We start from the raw sequence: 17,160 nt of genomic DNA, 5'->3' as shown, positions 1-17,160 counted from the left end.
CCTGGTCATAGTGGCGGACCGGCTGAGGTTATGAACTTTAAGTGACTTTAGGGAAAATGGCTAAACTACAGGTTTGGGAGTTTTGGAAGTTTAGGAAATCTGGCTAAACCATGGTGTATGGTCGTTAGGAAAGTTAGGGCGGTTTAGCCGCGGCGGCTAAACCGGTAGAGAGCAGGTCTTGGTTGGACCCCATACGCAACCCGTACACGCCGAACGCTGGTGCTCAGCCGACAACGCTCGTCGGTCGCAGCCCGCAGCTTGACTCCTTCGACTTGCTCCTGGGGCGACTCAAGCTTGGCCGTCCAGAGCAGTCGATGATCATTAAGGGGCTTCGTGGGGTCGGTAAGACCGTCCTGCTTGGCCAGTTCAGGCAGAAGGCACTCGAGGCGAATTGGGTCGTGCTTGAACTTGAGGTTCAGAAAAACGATGACACCGAGTTCCGGCGGACCATCGCTTCTCGGACTCGCACGGCTTTGCTCGAACTGTCACCGAAGGCCAGGTGGACTGAGCGGGCGACCGCAGCCGCAGCAGTTTTGAAGTCGTTCTCGCTGTCTATCGATCCCTCCGGAGCACTGCAGCTCGGGTTCGATGGTGCTCCGGCAGAAGGGCAAGCGGATCACGGTGAGCTGAGCCTCGACTTGACTGATCTTTTCGTGGCTGTCGGGGAAGCCGCTCAGTCGGCCGGCCGCGGCCTGGTTCTTCTGTTTGACGAAGTGCAATTCCTTACCAGATCTCAACTGGAAGCAGTGATTGCGGCGATGCACAAGACAGTGCAGCGGAAGCTTCCGATCACGATGGTGGGGGCGGGGCTACCTCAGGTGGCGGAGTTGGCGGGGGACGCGAAATCGTACGCAGAGCGCCTATTCAAGTTCCCGACGATCGGCAATCTTGAAGAGGATGACGCGCGAGAGGCGCTTGCTGGGCCGGCTCGAATCGAGGGTGTGGTGTTTCAACCTACGGCGCTTGACCTGGCCCTCGAAATCACCGGCAGCTACCCATATTTCCTGCAGGAATTGGGATACGCGGCCTGGGGCGTGGCGGAAGGTACCGCCATAAATCGGACCGATGTCCAGCAGGCTGAAGAGGTGTATCTCTCGAAACTTGATGAGTCGTTCTTTCGGGTGAGATTCGATCGGTGTACAGAACGGCAAAAGCAGTACTTGCGAGCGATGGCTGAACTCGGGTCAGGAAAACAAAAAGCGCAGGATGTGGCAGCGATCCTCGGCAAGCAGTCGCCGCAAGTTGCGCCGTTCCGGTCGGAACTTATTGCAATGGGCCTGCTCTACACTCCCGACCACGGTTACGCGGACTTCACGGTGCCGCACTTTGACCAGTACATGAAGCGCGTGATGCCTGAGCTGTCGGAAATGTCTTGATTTTCTCGTGAATTCATTGCCGGTCGGCGGATTTCTTGGCCGGCCGAACTCATGCGGCAGCCAGCACTTTCTCGACGGTCCGCAGATTGCGGGTGGTGGTGGACGACTTGTAGCGCTTCTTGCCCATGGTTTTGCTGATCGCACTGCCCAGGGTGTCGCCGCGGGCCACCTGCCAGTACAGGACTCCGTGACCGCGGCTGATCAATTCGTCGCCGACCGGTTCGAGCGCGGCGAGTTCGTCGAGCACATCGGGGTCGCTGACGAACGTGATGTATGAATGGTGGCCCTCGACCTCACGCTCGAACGGGTAGTCCGCCGAGATGGTCTTCAGTTCCGACATCGGGTACACCAGCACCCAGGCGTCGTACCCGAACGATTCCCGCAGCGCCGCTTCGGCTTTCGTGCGTACCGTCGCGGCCCTCGCCGCACTCGACAGCACGACGTTGCCACTGGCCAGCAGCGTCTTCACATCGTCGAAGCCGGCCTGTCGGAAGGTGGTCGCGACGTCGGCCATCTTGAGATTGACCCCGCCGACATTTACCCCGCGCAGAAATACCGCGTAGCGCGTCATACGAACTGCCTCATGACGCCCAATCGTAGGCAGTTGCACCGTACGCTGGGTGCCATGACCCGTCAGGTCTTCGAAGACAAGCTGCTGGCACTGATCAGCGACAATTCGCTGGGCGTGCTGGCCACCATCAAGCGCGACGGACGACCACAGTTGTCGAACGTGTCCTATTACTTCGACCCGCGGGCCGTCACCATCGGGGTGTCCATCACCGAACCCCGGGCCAAGACCCGCAACCTGCGGCGGGACGCGCGGGCGTCGATCTATGTCCGGTCCGACGACGGCTGGGCCTACGCGGTGGCCGAGGGTGACGCGGTGTTGAGCCCGCCCGCCGCGGCACCTGACGACGACACTGTCGAGGGTCTGATTGCCTTGTACCGCAACATCTCCGGTGAGCACCCGGACTGGGACGATTACCGGCGGGCAATGGTCGCCGACCGTCGGGTCCTGCTCACCATGCCGATAACCCACCTGTACGGGCTGCCGCCGGGCGTGCGCTGAACGCGCTAGTCTGCGTGCATGGCCGAGAACTCCGCCGAAGGTTCAGCATCGTCCGACGAGACCAAGCGTAAGTTCCGCGAGGCGCTCGAGCGTAAGAAGGCCGGTTCTGCCGGCGGCACCGCCCACCAGGACGGCGGGGCCAAGAACTCCAAGTCGCACGGCGCCGTTGGCGGTGGCCGTCGCGAGTTCCGCCGCAAGAGCGGCTAGTCCCGCCAGCAGACGTAAAACTGTCGTTTTGGGGACCAAAACGACAGTTTTACGTCTGCTCACGGTTAATCCCGGGCCAATGCCCTGGCCGCGACCAGCGCCACCAGCATCACCGAAACACACTGCAACCCGGTGTCTTTCAGGCCCCAGCCGACGGACGCCAGCGTCGCGCCGCCGGCGACGACCAACAGCGTCCCGACAGCCGCACTGCGCCAACCGGTTTCCGAAACGCGACCGCCGTCCCACAGTGGCAGCGGGTTGTTCTCCAGCGGACGCAGCAGCAGGAACAGCCCGGCGACCAGGGCCGCCATGATCGTCATCTGGTAGACGCTCAGCACCAGGAAATGCGGCTGGCCGGGGTAGCGGGGCAGACCCGCGAGATCGAAGGCCAGGTGCATGCCGAGCAGCGCGGGCATGTGCCACAGATACAGCGTCATGGCGCCGGTGTTGCCGATCACCGCGAGGCGCCAGACCTGCGGCCGGGCAGCCCAACGACTGATGGCGGGTGCGGCCGCAATGGCAAACGCGCACATCATGATTGCGTGACCGGCGAGCAATAGCGACGGCGGCGTCATGTTCTTGATGTGCTGGGTCTCGATGCCGACCAGGCTCAGCTCGTACGGCCCGACCCACACCAGAGCGATGTTGACCGCCAGCATGGCCAGCCCGACCCGCAACGCCGCCGCCGCACTCAGCAGCCCCCGCCGGTAAGCCGCACCGAACATGCCGGGGATCAGCCACACCACGAAGTTCACGTAACCCAACGCTGACCAGGCGTGGTCGTTGATGCGGATGGCATCGACCAGCGCGACCAGGGCGTAGGTACCGGCCACCGCAGCGATGAGCTGGCCACCCGTGGTGATCCGCACCAGCAGCGGCACCGCGGCCAGCACCAAGACGTAGGCGCCCAGGAACCACAGCAGCTGGATGCTGATGCCGGCGATGGGTTCGTAGACGTGAATGGGCAGCAGCGGCTTCAGGACCAACAACGCCGCGGCCCAGAACGCCAGGTAGTAGAACACCGGCCGGTACAGCCGGGTGCAGCGCTTGAGAAGCCAACCACCCCAGCTCATTCCGCTGCGATACGACGTGGCCGACGCCGCGACGCCGGCGAAGAAGAACAGCGGCATGATCTGGAAAATCCAGGTCAGCGCCTGGAACACCACCGACGTGGTGAGCAGGTTGCCCCAGCGGAAGACGTCGTTGTCGATGATGCTGGTCGCCATGACGGTGTGGCCGGCGACGACGCCGATCAACGAGACGATGCGGATGACGTCGATGGCGCGGTCACGGTCGGCCGGCGTGCGCTGCGCGATTTCGGCAGCAGAAGGAAAGACGCGGGTGGTCATGCCTTCGACCGTATGGGCCCGACCCCTAGGTAGTGCTACTCAAATTCACGCTGACCTGCGGCGTTCCTGCCGGAGGACGGCCGCCAGGCAGACGGCCGCCAACACCGCGATGATGACGGCGAAACTGACCCCGGCCTCCTGCAAGCCCCAGCGCTGGGCCGCGAAGCCGAGGCTGACGACCGGCAGCGAGATGGCCACGTAGGCCACGACGAAGTACGTCGAACTGACTTCGGCGCGACGCTCCGTCGCGGTGCCTTCGACGACGGCCGCGAGGCCGCGGCTGAAGCTGATGCCCTGCCCGATGCCGGCCACGACAGCGGCCGTCAGGAGCCCGGCCAGTGAGCAAAAGTGCAGTGCGGCAGCCAGAATCGTCATGCCCACGACCAGGATGGCGCAGCCCAGTGCGACGGCCCGCGGGGGATGGATGCGACGACCGGCCAACTGGGCGACGGCGGAGGCGACGAAGATCGACGCCGCCACCGCGCCGCCGACGGCATGATTGTCGATCCCGATGACACTGGCGACGAACGACGGCGCCACCGCAGTGAACAGGCCCATCACCGCGAAACCGGCGAAGGCGGCGGTTGCCGCGAGGACGAACGTCGCCCGGACCTCGGCGGGGACCGACAGGCGCTGGAAGCCGATCCGGCCGGTGCGGCTCGACGTTTCCGGGACCAGCCACACCGCGGCGATGGCCAGCGTGGCCAGCACGATGTGCACGAGGAACGGCAGCTGCAACGGATGCGGTGCGTACTGCACCAGCAGACCGGCCACGACCGGCCCGGCGCCCAGCCCGCCGATGTTGGCGATGGTGGCACCGGCCGCGGCCTGTTCCCGGCGGTCCTCCGGCATCGATTCGACGACGGCGGCCGTCGCGGTGCCGGTGAAGATGCCGGCCGACAGCCCGGACAGCAGCCGGCCCACGAGCAGCATCGACACGCTGTCGGCATTGAGGAAGACGACGGCGCTCGCAATGGCGGCGACCGCGCCGGCGATCAGGACCGGGCGCCGGCCGATGGCGTCGGACCAGCGACCGAACAGCAGTAGTGCGGCCAGCACGCCGATGGCGTAGGCCGAGAAGATGACCGTCGTCGTCAGGACCGCGAAGTGCAATTCGTGCGCGTACAGCGCGTAGATCGGCGTCGGCAGCGTGGTGCCCAGCATGATGGCGGCGAAGGCGTAGGCCAGCAGCGGAAAGCCAAGGCGCGAGGTCACGGTTCGAGTTTGGAGCACGGGTAGGGCAACGCGGGCGGGGCGCGCTGGCATTCCTCAGCGGCGCGGAGCTGGGGAGGTCACGACGATCACCTCGGCGGTTTCGTCGCCGACCTGGCGCAGTTTGTGCTGTGCGGAGGCGTCGAAGTAGGCGCTGTCACCGGTGGCGAGCTCGACCAGGCGGCCGTCGTAGTTGAGTTCGATGGTCCCGGAGTGGACGAACACGAACTCCTGACCGGGGTGCGTCGGGTGCGCATGAGTGGCGAACTGGCGGCCCGGGCGCACCACGAAAGGCGACATGGCCTTGCCGAGCATGCCGGCCACCATGGCGTGATTGCGAGCAGTGCCGCGGTCTGCCGCGCGCTCGACGCTGAAGGTGCCGACTTCGGGGTCGTCGGAAAACAGTTGTGCCACATCGACATCGAGCGTGCGAGAGATTTTGAGAGCGGCCGCGATCGACGGCACGCTCTGGCCGCGCTCGACTTTGGACAGGTAGCTCTTGGTCAGCCCGGTACCGGCCGCCAGCTCATCCAGCGTCATTCCGCGTTGCTGGCGCACCGCACGCAACAAGCCACTCACGAGAGTGAGGATAACGCATTGACTGCATGACACTTTGTGTCCTATGGTCGGCAATGTGTCATTGAGGTGCGGCCGCGCACCGAGGCTGAGGGGAGTTCCGATGACTGACACCATGCATGACTCCAAAGGCGAACTGATGCAGCGCGCCGAGGACGGCTTGAACCGTCATATCGCCGAATCCACCCTGACAGTGCGTGAGAAGCTGGCGCTGACCTGCCGGGCGCTGTTCGACGCCGGACACGATTCGGGCCTGGCCGGGCAGATCACCGCCCGCGCCGAGGAGTCGGGCACCTACTACACGCAGCGCCTCGGCCTGGGCTTCGACGAGATCACCGCGGGCAACCTGCTGCTCGTCGACGAAGACCTGGGCGTCCTCGACGGCGGCGGAATGGCCAACCCCGCCAACCGCTTTCACTCGTGGATCTACCGGGCCCGGCCGGACGTGAACTGCATCGTGCACACGCACCCGTTCCACGTCGCGGCGCTGTCGATGCTCGAAGTGCCCCTGGCGGTGTCCCAGATGGACATCGCACCGCTGTACGACGACTGCGCTTTCCTGAAGGACTGGCCGGGCGTGCCGGTGGGCAACGAAGAAGGCGAGATCATCTCCGGCGCGCTGGGGGACAAGAAGGCGATCCTGCTGGCCCATCACGGTCAGGTGGTGGCCGGGGCCAGCGTCGAGGAAGCCTGCTCGCTGGCCATGCTCATCGAACGCGGGGCCAAGCTCCAGCTGGCCGCCATGGCTGCCGGCACCATCGCGCCGCTGCCCGACCGGCTGGCCCGCGAGGCCCACGACTGGACGCTGACGCCCAAACGCAGCGTCGCCAACTTCGCCTACTACGCGCGCCGTGCCCTGGTGCGCCACCCCGACGCCCTCGACCACTGACCGACACTAGAAAGCAGACACCCATGACCGAGACACCCAGGATCCACGGCATCATCGCCTACCCGATCACCCCGTTCACCACCGACGGCGGCAACGTCGACACCGAGACGCTGGCCGCCGTCGTCGAGCAACTGGTCAGCACCGGCGCCCACGCGATCGCGCCGCTGGGCAGCACCGGCGAATCGGCGTACCTCACCGAGGCCGAGTTCGACGCCGTCGTCGACACCACCGTCGCCACCGTCGCCGGCCGCGTCCCCGTCATCGTCGGAGCCTCGGATCTGACCACTGCCAACACCATTCGACGCGCACAGTACGCACATCAGGCCGGCGCCGACGCGGTGATGGTGCTGCCGATCTCGTACTGGAAGCTGGGCGAGCGGGAGATTTTCCAGCACTACGCCAGCATCTCGGCCGCCGTCGAGCTGCCGATCATGGTCTACAACAACCCCGCCACGAGCGGCATCGACATGGCGCCCGAACTGCTGGTGCGGATGTTCGACGACATCGACAACGTCCGCATGGTCAAGGAATCCACCGGTGACCTCACCCGGATGCTGCGCATCAAGGAGCTCTCCGGCGGGGCACTGCCGTTCTACAACGGCAGCAACCCGCTGGTGCTCGACGCGCTACTCGCCGGCGCGTCCGGATGGTGCACGGCCGCACCGAATCTGCGCCCGCAGCCGTGCGTCGAGCTGTACGAAGCGGTCCGCAGCGGTGATCGCGCCCGGGCGCAGGAGATCTACGACGACCTCGCGCCGCTGCTGCGCTTCATCGTCGCCGGTGGCCTGCCGACGACCGTCAAGGCCGGCCTGGACCTGCTGGGGCGCAACGCCGGTGACCCGCGGCCCCCGCTGTTGCCGCTCGACGAGGACGGCCGCGCCGAACTCAAAGGCCTGCTGGCCAGCGCGTGAGTGCGCCTACTGAACCGTCGTAATCGAGCTGCGCTCACCAGGGTCCTAGACTGGCGTGATGTCGAAGCTGCAGCTGGTTCAGGAGCCGTCCGCCGACGCACTGCTCGAGTCCAACCCGTTCGCGCTGCTGGTCGGAATGCTTCTCGATCAACAGATTCCGATGGAAGTGGCGTTCGCCGGGCCGAAGAAACTCGAGGACCGGATGGGTGGCCTGGACGCCCGCCAGATCGCCGACTACAACCCCGACAAATTCGCCGAACTGTTCGCGCAAACCCCTGCGGTGCACCGCTTTCCGGGCTCCATGGCCAAGCGTGTGCAGGCGCTGTCTCAGGTGATCGTGGACGAGTACGACGGCAACGCCGCCGCGTTGTGGACCACCGGCGATCCCGACGGCAAAGAGGTGCTGCGGCGGCTCAAGGCGCTGCCCGGGTTCGGTGAGCAGAAGGCCAAGATCTTCCTGGCGCTACTCGGTAAGCAGTACGGCGTCACGCCGGAGGGCTGGCGCGGCGCGGCTGGTGATTACGGCAAGCAGGGCACGCACATGTCCGTCGCCGACGTCGTCGACAAGGGCTCACTGGACCAGGTCCGCGCCTACAAGAAGCAGATGAAGGCAGCAGCCAAGGCCGCCAAGGCCTGACCGTTGATTCCGCGTCCACGGCGACTTTTGCCGAGTGGCTGACGCCGTAGCCGCAGGATCAACGGGAGATCAGAGTGGCGGACCGTCGAACCGCTCCCGGGTGGCGAACTCCGAGACCGGACGCCGGGTCAGCTTCGTCACCTGTTTGACCGGCTTGCCCAGCGGCAGCATGCAGGCGACGGCGTAGTTGTCGGGGATGCCGAGCAGCTCGCGCACCTTGGGCTCCTGCGCCACCACCATGGTCGTCAGCACGCCGCCGTAGCCCTCGTTGCGCGCGGCCAGCAGGATGTTCCACACGAACGGGTAGATCGATGCGCCGCTGATCACGCCGATGCGATCCAGGTGCTGATCGAATGCCGCTGCCACGCCGAGGTCCAGACACACCACGAGCACCACCTCGGCGCCCAGCAGCGTCCCGGTGACCATGCCGTCGGGGACCGGTGTCGCCTCGACGACCGCGGGGTCGACCCCGCAGGGCTGCAAGGGGTTCCACGGGCCTTCGCCGGCGGCGATCTGCGCGATGTACTGCCTGGCGCCGGGCTTGGACAGTTCGCCCAGCTTCTTGCGGGTTTCGACGTCACGCACCGCGATCACCCGTGCGCCCTGCCGGTTGCCGCCGCTGGGGGCGAAGCGCGCGTTGTCGAGGATGCGCTCGAGCACCTCGTCAGACAGGGGCTCGCCGCTGAACTTGCGGACGGCCCCGGTCGTGCGCATGACGTCGTAAATCTCCATACCGACCATCATGCGTATGGGAAGGTGATGTGTATGGCTAAGACACACTTGAATTGCCCCTGCGGCGAGGCGATTTCCGGCAGTGACGAGGACGATCTGGTCGAGAAGGCGCAGGCCCACCTCGCCGAGCAGCACCCCGGTCGCGAATACGACCGGGAGATGATCCTCTTCATGGCCTACTGAGCCAGTAGATAAGCGAGCGTGGCTGCCGTTGGGGGGTAGCCACGCTCGCTGCTGTCCACGGTCCAGCAGGTCGTAGCTGGTTTGGCGGCCTGGCCGAAAGGCAATGCCTCGGGTATGTACGAGGTACTGGAACGTGAAGGCAAATGGGACGTCGACGCCGAATTTCAGCTGCCCGATCTTCACGGCATCATCGCCGACGCCGACGTTGTGCACGCCACCGTCGACCTGACCAGCGACTACTACGACACCGCTGACGGGGATCTGCTGGCGCACCGCGTGCAGCTCCGCCGTCGTACCGGCGACGCCGACACGGGATGGCAGCTCAAGGTTCCGGCGGGCGATGGGCGCGTCGAAATGCACTGGCCGTCCACCGAGGCATTACCCGACGCCGCGGCTGAACTGCTCAGCGGCGTGAGCCTGGGCAAGCCGTTGGCGCGTGTCGCAAAGATTCATACCGTCCGGGATCGATACCGGCTCTCCGCACCGCGATCCGGCGATCTCTATGCCGAGATTGTCGACGACTCGGTGCGTGCGTCGGCGGACGAGCAGCTGCTGGCTTGGCGTGAGGTCGAGGTCGAACTCGGAACCCACGCCCCGTCGATTCCGAAGCACCTCGTCAGGCGGCTGAAGAAAGCCGGTGCCCGGCCGTCACGCTTTCCGTCGAAGCTCGCTCATGTGGTGCGGCCGGTCCAGTCGGTTGAGCCGATCTCGCCCGCGGCGCGCGCAGTGCTGCGGTATGTCAACGCACAGATCGACCAGATTGTGTTGGGCGACATCGAGTTACGACGTGGCCGCGACCCGATCCACGACACGCGGGTGGCGATCCGCCGGCTGCGGAGCACCCTGCGGGTGTTCGGCAAGATGCTCGACCGGTCGGCGACCGGCCAGTTCGACGACGATCTGCGCTGGTTCGCGGGGCTGCTCGGCGAGGTCCGCGATTGTCAGGTGCAGCAGCGCCGATTCACTGAAGCGCTCGATGATTTGCCGGAGACGCTGATCCTCGGGCCGGTGCGGGCCCGGGTGCGCAACGAGCTCCAGGCGGTCGAGCTGCCGGCGCGCAAGCGCATCACCGAGGCCATGGACTCGCCGCGTTACCTGGCGATCTTGGCGGTGCTGCGCTCCTGGCGCACGGCGCCACCCGTCGATCCGGAGACCAGCACCGCCAAACTCGTCAAGCGCGCGCGGAAGGCGCAGCGGAAAGCGGACCGCCGGCTGGTCGCGGCGCTTGACGTCGACGACAGTGACGCCGCGCTGCTGCACCGCGCCCGGAAGGCGGCCAAACGCGCCCGATACGCGGCGGAGCTGTGCCAGGACATCGGCGGCGCCAAGCAGACGAAGCGAACGGTCAAGCATTACAAGCGGTTTCAGTCGATCCTGGGCGATCACCAGGACACCGTGGTCGCCGCTGATCTGTTGCGCCGCATGGCGCTGGCGAGCGGTACGACGGCCGGTGAGAACGGTTTCACGTTCGGCCTGCTGTACAGCCGCGAACAGCGCATCGCCGACGACTGCCGACGGCAGGCGCGCGAGATGTTGTGACGCGACCGGCATACTGACGGGCGTGACGCCGAGAAAGGTGGGGCACACGCCCGAGCGGGGATGGCTCACGCCGAAACAACAGCGGGCCTGGGTGGCCTATATGCGGGTGCAACTGCGGATGAACTACGAGATGAACCGGCAGCTGCAGGCAGACTCCGGGTTGTCGCTGGCCGACTACGACGTGTTGGTGGCGCTCAGCGACAACGACGCCGGGATGCGGGTCAGCGACCTCGCCGCGCAGATCGGCTGGGAACGCAGCCGGCTCTCGCATCAGCTGCGGCGCATGGAGGAACGGGGCTTGACCGAGCGTCGCCCGAGCGTCGAGGACGGCCGTACCTCCAACGTCGTGCTGACCGCGAACGGTCGACGCGCGATCACCGAGGCCGCACCCGGGCACGTCGACCTGGTGCGCGCGCTGTTCTTCGATCCGCTGCCCGACAACCTGCTGGGCCCGTTCACCGCGGCGTTGGAGCACATCCACGTCAACCTCGATCACAACAGCTCGCTCCCGCCGGCGCCGAGCTAGAGTGATAGGTGATTTATCACCTATTTGTGGAGGAGTTGGCCCGTGAGTGACGTCGTCACCCGCCTGATGGAGGCGAATCTGCTGGCTGTGTTCGACCAGCGTGATCCGCAGCGCCGTGCCGCCGCGATCGCCGAGACCTACGCGGCGGATGTGGAGTGGATCGATGACGACAGTACCGCCGTCGGCCACGACCAGCTGAATGCCAAAGCGGCTGAGCTGCAGGAAAAGTTGCCGGGTCTGCATTTCGCGAAGGCCGGCCCGGTCCGCCAGACTCGCGGCCTCGGCTTCCTGGCGTGGGACGTGCGCACGCCGGACGATGTCACGGTGGCTTCGGGATTCGACGTCGCCGAGATCGTCGACGAGCGTATCGTCCGGTTGTGGACGGTGCTGACCGCCGGGGAATAGGTGATACATCACCTAAGTTGATACGGGTGACAGCGCAAACCTCACAGAAACGGAGCCCGATCATGGGACAGCTCGATGGCAAGACGGCACTGGTCACCGGAGGGACGTCAGGCATCGGTCTGGCGACCGCGCAGCGCCTCGCCGCCGAGGGCGCGTATGTGTTCATCACCGGACGCGACCGCACCCGCCTCGACGAGGCCGCCGCGTCGATCGGAGCTCACGGCGTGCAGAGCGACATCAGCAAGCCGGAGGAACTCGACGCGCTGGCCGCCGAAATCGCCGAGCACGGCAAGGGGCTCGACATCGTCTTCGCCAATGCCGGCGGCGGCGACTTCGCCACCCTCGCCGACGTGACACCGGAGCACTACCGGGCCAACTTCGACCGCAACGTGGCCGGCACGGTGTTCACGGTGCAGAAGGCGCTGCCGCTGCTCAACGAGGGCGCCTCGGTCATCCTCGCCGGATCCACCGCGGCGTCCGAAGGGGTCCCGGCTTTCGGGCTGTACGCCGCGTCGAAAGCCGCCATCCGGTCGCTGGGCCGGACCTGGGCCGCCGAGCTGGCGGACCGCAAGATTCGGGTCAACACCATCGTTCCCGGACCGATCGAAACCCCTGGGCTCACCGGCCTGGCGCCCGCCGATCAGAAGCAGGACCTGCTCGACGGCATGGCCGCTCAAGTGCCGATGAAGCGTCTGGGGCGTCCCGACGAAATCGCTTCCGCCGTGCTGTTCCTGGCCTCGGACCAGAGCAGCTTCATGACCGGCGCGGAGCTGGCCGTCGACGGCGGCCAGCTCCAGCTCTAGCCCTACGCAGAAAAGACGCCCGGGGTGTGGTGACCCCGGGCGTCCTCTTCTGTACGGCGAGTGCGGGTTACGGCACCACCGACGAGCCGATGGTGGGCATGAACTGGCACTGCTTCTCGGTCGTCGTGACCTGGCCGAAGATGGTCGACATGATGCTGCCCGAGCCGGTGTCGACGATGGCGGTCAGCGTCGTCGGGCCCTGCGGGTTGATGTCGGCCTGCGGCTTGAGGGTCGCGCTGCCCGACTTGCCGGTGGTCAGGTTGACCCAGGTGACGTTGAGCGGCAGCTTCTGCTCGGCAGCGGGGCCGGGCGTGCCGACCGCGGTGAACACGTAGGCGGTTTGGCCGGGGCCGGGGCCCGGCGTCGGAATCTTCGCGGGGCCGGCCACGCTGATGGCCGTCGCCAGGACGTTGCCGCCGTCGGCCTGGCAGCCGTTGCTGATCGACGGGTACATGAAGTCCTGCGTGATGGGCGTGCCCGGACCGAACGCACCCGCCGGAGCGGGAGCGGCCGCCGGCGCGGCGTCGGGAGCCGGGACCGTCGCCGCGGCCTGGGTGACCGGAGCGGCGGCCGGCGCAGCTTCCGGAGCCGGAGCCGGAGCAGGAGCAGGGGCAGGAGCAGGTGCCGGAGCGGGCGCAGGGGCTGCGGCGGGAGCCGGGGCGGCCTCGGGCGCGGGTGCGGGTGCCGCCTCGGGGGCCGGTGCCGGAGCGGCCTCGGCCACCGGGCCGACGGCGTGCACCGGGTCGACGCCGGCCGGCAGGTGGGCCTCGGCGCCCGGCACCGCGCCGGGGGCCGGTACGTGGTTCGCAGCCGGATCGGCGGCGAACTGGTTCACGGCGTTGGCCAGATTCTTCGAATCCGACGGTGCGGCCTTGTTGCCGGCGAACGCCCGGGCTGCTGCCATGAGCAGCTCCGCGGCGCCCGCCGGGTCAGCGGCGGCCTGCTGGATCACCGGGGCGAGAGTCTGCATGGCCGGCAGGCCAGGAGCCTGAAGGCCATCGATGGGCAGCGGCAACGGCAATGGCGAGGCCGGATCGGCGTGCGCGACGGTCGCCGCGCCGATCGTGAGTGCGACGGACGCGCCGAGTGCGACGAACAGCTTCCTCGATTGCATGACTCTCTCCCCGGTTTCGTATCGGTTATCTGGTTACGGCGCGGATCACGGCAAGCCGGAGGTGATGACCGGCGCGAGGCTGGTCAGGCTCATGATCCCCGGCACGACGCCCGGGATGGCCTGTGCCGCGGGGGCGGCAGCCGCCACAGCGGCGGGTGCGGTGGCCAGCGGCGACGCCGCAGCCGGAGCGGCAGCCAACGGAGCGGCCAGCGGAGCCGTGGCAGCGGCCAGCGGAGCGGCGGCAGCCGGAGCGGCAGCCGCAGCGAGCGGTGCGGCCAGCGGTGCGGTCGCGGCGGCGAGAGGCGCAGTCAGCGGCGAGGTCGCAGCGGTGGCGGCGGTCGCGGCCGGAGCTGCGGCAGCAGCCGGCGCGGGCAGCAGGTTCGCCAGCGGGGTGCCGGCCGGCAGCAGCGAGGTCAGGTCACCCGGGAAGGCGATCTGCTTCGGCAGCGGCACGGGCGAGCCCGGAATCTGCGGCAGGTTGATGTTGGCCGACGGGATGATGCCCTGAGCCGGGGCGGGCGCAGCGGCAGCAGCCGGAGCAGCGGCAGCCGGTGCGGCGGCGCCGGGGACCAGGTTCTGCGGCAGGGTCACCGAGGCGGTGGCAGCGGGAGCGGCCGGCGCGGCGGCCGGTGCACCCGAGGTGAGGGCCTGCGTCACGCCCGACAGGGCCTGGGCCGGAGCCTGGGCGAGTTCGTTGACCAGCGGCGTGCCGGGCACGACGGGGGCCGGGGCCGCGGGGGCCGGGTCGGCAGCGGCGACCGCGCTCAGGGCGATCGCCACCGGAACTGCGCCGGCGGCGGCAATCATGCTGGTGGCCAACATTTTTCCAGTGGTACGTGTGCGCATTTTGGGGGTCCTCCCGGTCCAGTCGTGGCGCGTCAGAACCGAAGCTATTCAGTTACTGGTGTTACTCAAGTGACACGTGTGGCATTTATAGATCCGTTACTGATCGGAAGGCGAAGGGTGACCGACCGTTACAGTCATGCGATAAACACCGCCACGCGATCAGTTCTGCGCTGGGCGCCGCTGATGCTGGCGCTCAGCGTCGCTGCGCGCTTCGCCTGGACCTACCTGGTGCCCAACGGCGCCAACTTCGTCGACCTCCACGTCTACGTCGGCGGCGCGGCGAGTCTGGGCAGTGGTCACCCGCTGTACGACTACGTCTACGCCGACCAGACCCCGGACTTCCCGCTGCCGTTCACCTACCCGCCGTTCGCGGCGGTGCTGTTCTATCCGCTGCATTTCGTGCCGTTCGGTTTGCTGGCGTTCTGCTGGCAGGTCGGCATCATCGTGGCGCTCTACGGCGTGGTGTGGATCAGCCTGCGGCTCATCGGATTCGCCGACCCCGGGCACCGGCTGGCCATGGCGTGGACGGCCGTCGGCATCTGGACCGAGCCGCTGCGCAGCACCTTCGACTACGGGCAGATCAACGTCATCCTCGTACTGGCCGTCCTCTACGCCGTCTACAGCACCCGGTGGTGGTGGTCCGGTCTGCTGGTCGGTCTGGCCGCCGGGGTGAAGCTGACACCCGCGGTGACGGGACTCTATTTCCTGGGCGTCCGCCGGTGGGGTGCTGCGGTGTTCGCGGCTGTCACGTTCGCCGGCACGGTGCTGGTGTCGTGGCTGGTGCTGCGGGGTCAGGCGCTCTACTACTTCACCGACCTGCTCGGCGATGCCAACCGCATCGGTCCCGTCGCGACGTCGTTCAACCAGTCCTGGCGCGGCGCGATTTCGCGAATCGTCGGCCACGACGCCGGTTTCGAGCCCGCGGTGCTGATCGCGGTGGTACTGACGGCCGTGCTGGCGGTGTTCGCCTGGCGTGCCGTCTACGGCGCCGACCGGCCCGATCGACTGGGCGCGCTGCTCGTCGTGCAGTTGTTCGGACTGCTGTTCTCGCCGATCTCATGGACCCACCATTGGGTGTGGCTGATCCCGTTGATGATGTGGCTGTGGCACGGGCCGTTCGCGGCGCTGCGTTCCGCGCGGGCGCTGCGCTGGACCTGGCTGGTGCTGCTGCTGGTCGGCGTGCCGTGGCTGCTGAGTTTCGCGCAGCCGACGATCTGGGTGATCAGCCGGCCGTGGTACCTGGCCTGGGCGGGGCTGATCTACCCGGTGATGACGGTGCTGACGCTGGTGTGGATGGCCCGGCTCAGACGAGCCCGTTGATGTCTTCGGCCATCGCCACGTCCTTGTCGGTGATGCCGCCTTCGGAGTGCGTGACAAGAGCGAAAGTCACTGTGCGCCAACGAATATCGATGTCCGGGTGATGGTCCTTGGCTTCCGCGTGGATCGCCACTCGCCTAACGGCATCGATGCCGTCGAGGAATGCCGGGAACTTCACGGACCTGCGTAGGGCGCCGTCGGCTCGTTCCCAACCCTCGGGCAGTGCGGCGTCTACTTGTTCATCGGTGAGAACGGCCATGGTTTCGAACGTACTCCCGCCCGTGCGCCCGCGCTGAGCTCGCACGAATGTGCACAGGGATCGTCGGTTTGGCGGTTGAGGCGCTCTGTAGGCACGGTCGTGGTGGTGCGGGAGCCCGGGACGTCGCGAGCGTGCGAACAGAGCGCCGGATCCGCGAAATCGACGGTCTGGCCGCACGTTCGTGACCGTGGACCGGCCAGATTTCGCGTAACCCCCCACGATCGACGAGCCAGTAACCTGACCGACGTGATCGTCGTCGCGGGCGCCCTGATCGCCGACGCCAGGCTGCTGGTCGCGCAGCGCAATCGGCCACCGGAACTCGCCGGCCTCTGGGAACTGCCGGGCGGGAAGGTGGCGCCGGGGGAGACGGACGCCCAGGCGCTGGCCCGCGAACTGCAGGAAGAACTCGGCGTCACGGTGACCGTCGGGGAAAGGCTGGGCGAGGACGTGCCGTTGTCCGACACCGTCATATTGCGGGCGTACCGGGTGTCGACCGACGACGCGCCCCACGCCCACGATCACCACGCGGTGCGCTGGGTGGGCGCGGCCGAACTCGAAGACCTGCCCTGGGTGCCCGCCGACCGCGCGTGGCTGGCCGAGCTGACGGCCGCGCTGACTCAGTCGCGCTGACTCAGTAGTGCAGCTTGTCGCCGACGACGCGCGCCGACGCCATCGCGGTGCCGTGCTGCGCGGTGTACAGCGGATGCAGCAGCGCGGGGTACTTGCAATGCGGGCAATCGGTCTTCGGTTTGTTCACCGTGGAGAACGCCAAATGGTGACACGCAGCACACCGCACCACGAAGAATCCGCCGGCCCAATTGGCCAATCCGGCGAGTATCGCAGCCGTCGCGCCGAGCGCCAGCACGAACCCGATCACTCCGGTCAACACTTCGTAGATGGTCATGACGACGACCTCCTCGCGCTGGTTCCCTCGAGCTGACGAGACGCTTCCACGGTACTCGCGAAACAGTTAAAGAGGCAGGTCAATCGCTATATATCAGGCCTTGCGGGCGCGCTTGTAAACCTTCTCGAGATCCTTGCCGTGGACCCCGTGGTGCGCCGCCTTCTGGACCTTGTGCAGCACCAGCGGACACCGCTTGCACCGGGGCTTGCTGCGGCAGCACTTCTTCTTCGGTTTAGCCCCGGTGAGCTTGCTGGCCTTCATCGATTAGCAGTTTTGCCAGGCCGTCCGCGGTTTCGCAAACCGACC

Annotated in this window: 23 protein-coding genes; 13 read left to right on the top strand and 10 right to left on the bottom strand. The window is 67.0% G+C overall.

The window, feature by feature from the left end:
- The first annotated feature begins 182 nt into the window (after window positions 1-182).
- Entirely contained in the window at window positions 183-1,376 is a 1,194-nt protein-coding gene (locus tag G6N46_RS12550) for an ATP-binding protein (protein WP_064859951.1), read from the top strand.
- Between the two features lie 49 nt (window positions 1,377-1,425).
- Here G6N46_RS12550 and G6N46_RS12545 read toward each other — a convergent pair whose 3' ends face one another.
- Entirely contained in the window at window positions 1,426-1,947 is a 522-nt protein-coding gene (locus G6N46_RS12545; RefSeq protein ID WP_064859950.1) for a DUF1697 domain-containing protein, read from the bottom strand.
- A 54-nt stretch (window positions 1,948-2,001) separates the two neighbouring features.
- Here G6N46_RS12545 and G6N46_RS12540 point away from each other — a divergent pair, with 54 nt between their 5' ends.
- Both G6N46_RS12540 and G6N46_RS12535 read left to right on the top strand, forming a co-directional pair.
- Window positions 2,002-2,445, top strand: a complete 444-nt coding sequence (locus G6N46_RS12540; protein ID WP_064859949.1) for a PPOX class F420-dependent oxidoreductase — start codon at window positions 2,002-2,004, stop codon at window positions 2,443-2,445.
- Between the two features lie 18 nt (window positions 2,446-2,463).
- The gene (locus G6N46_RS12535; protein ID WP_061003916.1) at window positions 2,464-2,652 is read left to right on the top strand and encodes a DUF5302 domain-containing protein; all 189 of its coding nucleotides are present in this window, start codon (window positions 2,464-2,466) and stop codon (window positions 2,650-2,652) included.
- Window positions 2,653-2,717: 65 nt separating this feature from the next.
- On the opposite strand, the gene G6N46_RS12530 is transcribed toward G6N46_RS12535, so the two are convergent.
- Genes G6N46_RS12530 through G6N46_RS12520 form a run of 3 tightly spaced genes read right to left on the bottom strand, consistent with a single transcriptional unit; the run spans window position 2,718 to window position 5,792 of the window.
- Entirely contained in the window at window positions 2,718-4,001 is a 1,284-nt protein-coding gene (locus tag G6N46_RS12530) for an acyltransferase family protein (RefSeq protein ID WP_064859948.1), read from the bottom strand.
- Window positions 4,002-4,046: 45 nt separating this feature from the next.
- Complete coding sequence (locus tag G6N46_RS12525) at window positions 4,047-5,267, bottom strand: MFS transporter (RefSeq protein ID WP_407665098.1); 1,221 nt, start codon at window positions 5,265-5,267, stop codon at window positions 4,047-4,049.
- 3 nt (window positions 5,268-5,270) lie between these two features.
- Window positions 5,271-5,792: a helix-turn-helix domain-containing protein gene (locus tag G6N46_RS12520; RefSeq protein WP_138248214.1), complete on the bottom strand. Its 522-nt coding sequence runs from the start codon at window positions 5,790-5,792 to the stop codon at window positions 5,271-5,273.
- Between the two features lie 100 nt (window positions 5,793-5,892).
- Here G6N46_RS12520 and G6N46_RS12515 point away from each other — a divergent pair, with 100 nt between their 5' ends.
- The 3 genes from G6N46_RS12515 to G6N46_RS12505 are packed head-to-tail and all read left to right on the top strand — an operon-like array spanning window position 5,893 to window position 8,226.
- Window positions 5,893-6,678: an aldolase gene (locus tag G6N46_RS12515; protein ID WP_138248215.1), complete on the top strand. Its 786-nt coding sequence runs from the start codon at window positions 5,893-5,895 to the stop codon at window positions 6,676-6,678.
- Window positions 6,679-6,701: 23 nt separating this feature from the next.
- A complete protein-coding gene (locus G6N46_RS12510) occupies window positions 6,702-7,589 on the top strand; it encodes a dihydrodipicolinate synthase family protein (RefSeq protein WP_138248216.1) in 888 nt (295 codons plus the stop codon).
- A gap of 58 nt (window positions 7,590-7,647) precedes the next feature.
- Window positions 7,648-8,226, top strand: a complete 579-nt coding sequence (locus G6N46_RS12505; RefSeq protein WP_061005373.1) for an HhH-GPD-type base excision DNA repair protein — start codon at window positions 7,648-7,650, stop codon at window positions 8,224-8,226.
- Window positions 8,227-8,295: 69 nt separating this feature from the next.
- Here the strand turns inward: G6N46_RS12505 and G6N46_RS12500 are convergent, their stop codons facing one another.
- Window positions 8,296-8,958: a nitroreductase family protein gene (locus G6N46_RS12500; RefSeq protein WP_163692736.1), complete on the bottom strand. Its 663-nt coding sequence runs from the start codon at window positions 8,956-8,958 to the stop codon at window positions 8,296-8,298.
- A gap of 33 nt (window positions 8,959-8,991) precedes the next feature.
- Between G6N46_RS12500 and G6N46_RS12495 the strand changes: the two genes are divergently transcribed.
- From G6N46_RS12495 to G6N46_RS12475, 5 genes are all read left to right on the top strand, one after another.
- Window positions 8,992-9,141, top strand: a complete 150-nt coding sequence (locus tag G6N46_RS12495) for a DUF1059 domain-containing protein (protein ID WP_064859942.1) — start codon at window positions 8,992-8,994, stop codon at window positions 9,139-9,141.
- Between the two features lie 114 nt (window positions 9,142-9,255).
- Window positions 9,256-10,680 carry a CYTH and CHAD domain-containing protein gene (locus G6N46_RS12490; protein ID WP_133425563.1) on the top strand — a complete coding sequence of 475 codons (1,425 nt, stop codon included), beginning with the start codon at window positions 9,256-9,258 and terminating at the stop codon, window positions 10,678-10,680.
- 100 nt (window positions 10,681-10,780) lie between these two features.
- The gene (locus G6N46_RS12485; RefSeq protein ID WP_166427968.1) at window positions 10,781-11,206 is read left to right on the top strand and encodes a MarR family winged helix-turn-helix transcriptional regulator; all 426 of its coding nucleotides are present in this window, start codon (window positions 10,781-10,783) and stop codon (window positions 11,204-11,206) included.
- Window positions 11,207-11,248: 42 nt separating this feature from the next.
- Window positions 11,249-11,611, top strand: coding sequence for a nuclear transport factor 2 family protein (locus G6N46_RS12480; RefSeq protein ID WP_234785409.1), 363 nt, complete (start codon window positions 11,249-11,251; stop codon window positions 11,609-11,611).
- 62 nt (window positions 11,612-11,673) lie between these two features.
- On the top strand, window positions 11,674-12,414 hold the full coding sequence (locus G6N46_RS12475) for an SDR family NAD(P)-dependent oxidoreductase (RefSeq protein ID WP_133425564.1): 741 nt from the start codon (window positions 11,674-11,676) through the stop codon (window positions 12,412-12,414).
- Window positions 12,415-12,481: 67 nt separating this feature from the next.
- On the opposite strand, the gene G6N46_RS12470 is transcribed toward G6N46_RS12475, so the two are convergent.
- Entirely contained in the window at window positions 12,482-13,528 is a 1,047-nt protein-coding gene (locus G6N46_RS12470) for an Rv1157c family protein (RefSeq protein WP_163692734.1), read from the bottom strand.
- Between the two features lie 45 nt (window positions 13,529-13,573).
- Window positions 13,574-14,350, bottom strand: a complete 777-nt coding sequence (locus G6N46_RS12465; RefSeq protein WP_235688639.1) for a hypothetical protein — start codon at window positions 14,348-14,350, stop codon at window positions 13,574-13,576.
- A 207-nt stretch (window positions 14,351-14,557) separates the two neighbouring features.
- Between G6N46_RS12465 and G6N46_RS12460 the strand changes: the two genes are divergently transcribed.
- Window positions 14,558-15,694 (top strand): mannosyltransferase, encoded by a 1,137-nt coding sequence (locus tag G6N46_RS12460; protein ID WP_234880692.1) that lies wholly within the window; start codon window positions 14,558-14,560, stop codon window positions 15,692-15,694.
- On the opposite strand, the gene G6N46_RS12455 is transcribed toward G6N46_RS12460, so the two are convergent.
- The gene (locus G6N46_RS12455) at window positions 15,678-15,950 is read right to left on the bottom strand and encodes a 4a-hydroxytetrahydrobiopterin dehydratase (protein ID WP_061001910.1); all 273 of its coding nucleotides are present in this window, start codon (window positions 15,948-15,950) and stop codon (window positions 15,678-15,680) included. The two genes, G6N46_RS12460 and G6N46_RS12455, sit on opposite strands and share 17 nt — an antisense overlap.
- Window positions 15,951-16,187: 237 nt before the next feature.
- Here G6N46_RS12455 and G6N46_RS12450 point away from each other — a divergent pair, with 237 nt between their 5' ends.
- A complete protein-coding gene (locus G6N46_RS12450; protein WP_138249656.1) occupies window positions 16,188-16,580 on the top strand; it encodes a (deoxy)nucleoside triphosphate pyrophosphohydrolase in 393 nt (130 codons plus the stop codon).
- Between the two features lies 1 nt (window position 16,581).
- On the opposite strand, the gene G6N46_RS12445 is transcribed toward G6N46_RS12450, so the two are convergent.
- Both G6N46_RS12445 and G6N46_RS28270 read right to left on the bottom strand, forming a co-directional pair.
- Window positions 16,582-16,854 carry a hypothetical protein gene (locus tag G6N46_RS12445; RefSeq protein ID WP_138249649.1) on the bottom strand — a complete coding sequence of 91 codons (273 nt, stop codon included), beginning with the start codon at window positions 16,852-16,854 and terminating at the stop codon, window positions 16,582-16,584.
- A 93-nt stretch (window positions 16,855-16,947) separates the two neighbouring features.
- Window positions 16,948-17,115, bottom strand: coding sequence for a hypothetical protein (locus G6N46_RS28270; RefSeq protein WP_167526410.1), 168 nt, complete (start codon window positions 17,113-17,115; stop codon window positions 16,948-16,950).
- Between the last annotated feature and the right edge of the window lie 45 nt (window positions 17,116-17,160).

Source organism: Mycolicibacterium phocaicum, assembly GCF_010731115.1.
Lineage (GTDB): Bacteria > Actinomycetota > Actinomycetes > Mycobacteriales > Mycobacteriaceae > Mycobacterium > Mycobacterium phocaicum.
This window is presented reverse-complemented; position numbering and strand designations above follow the sequence as displayed.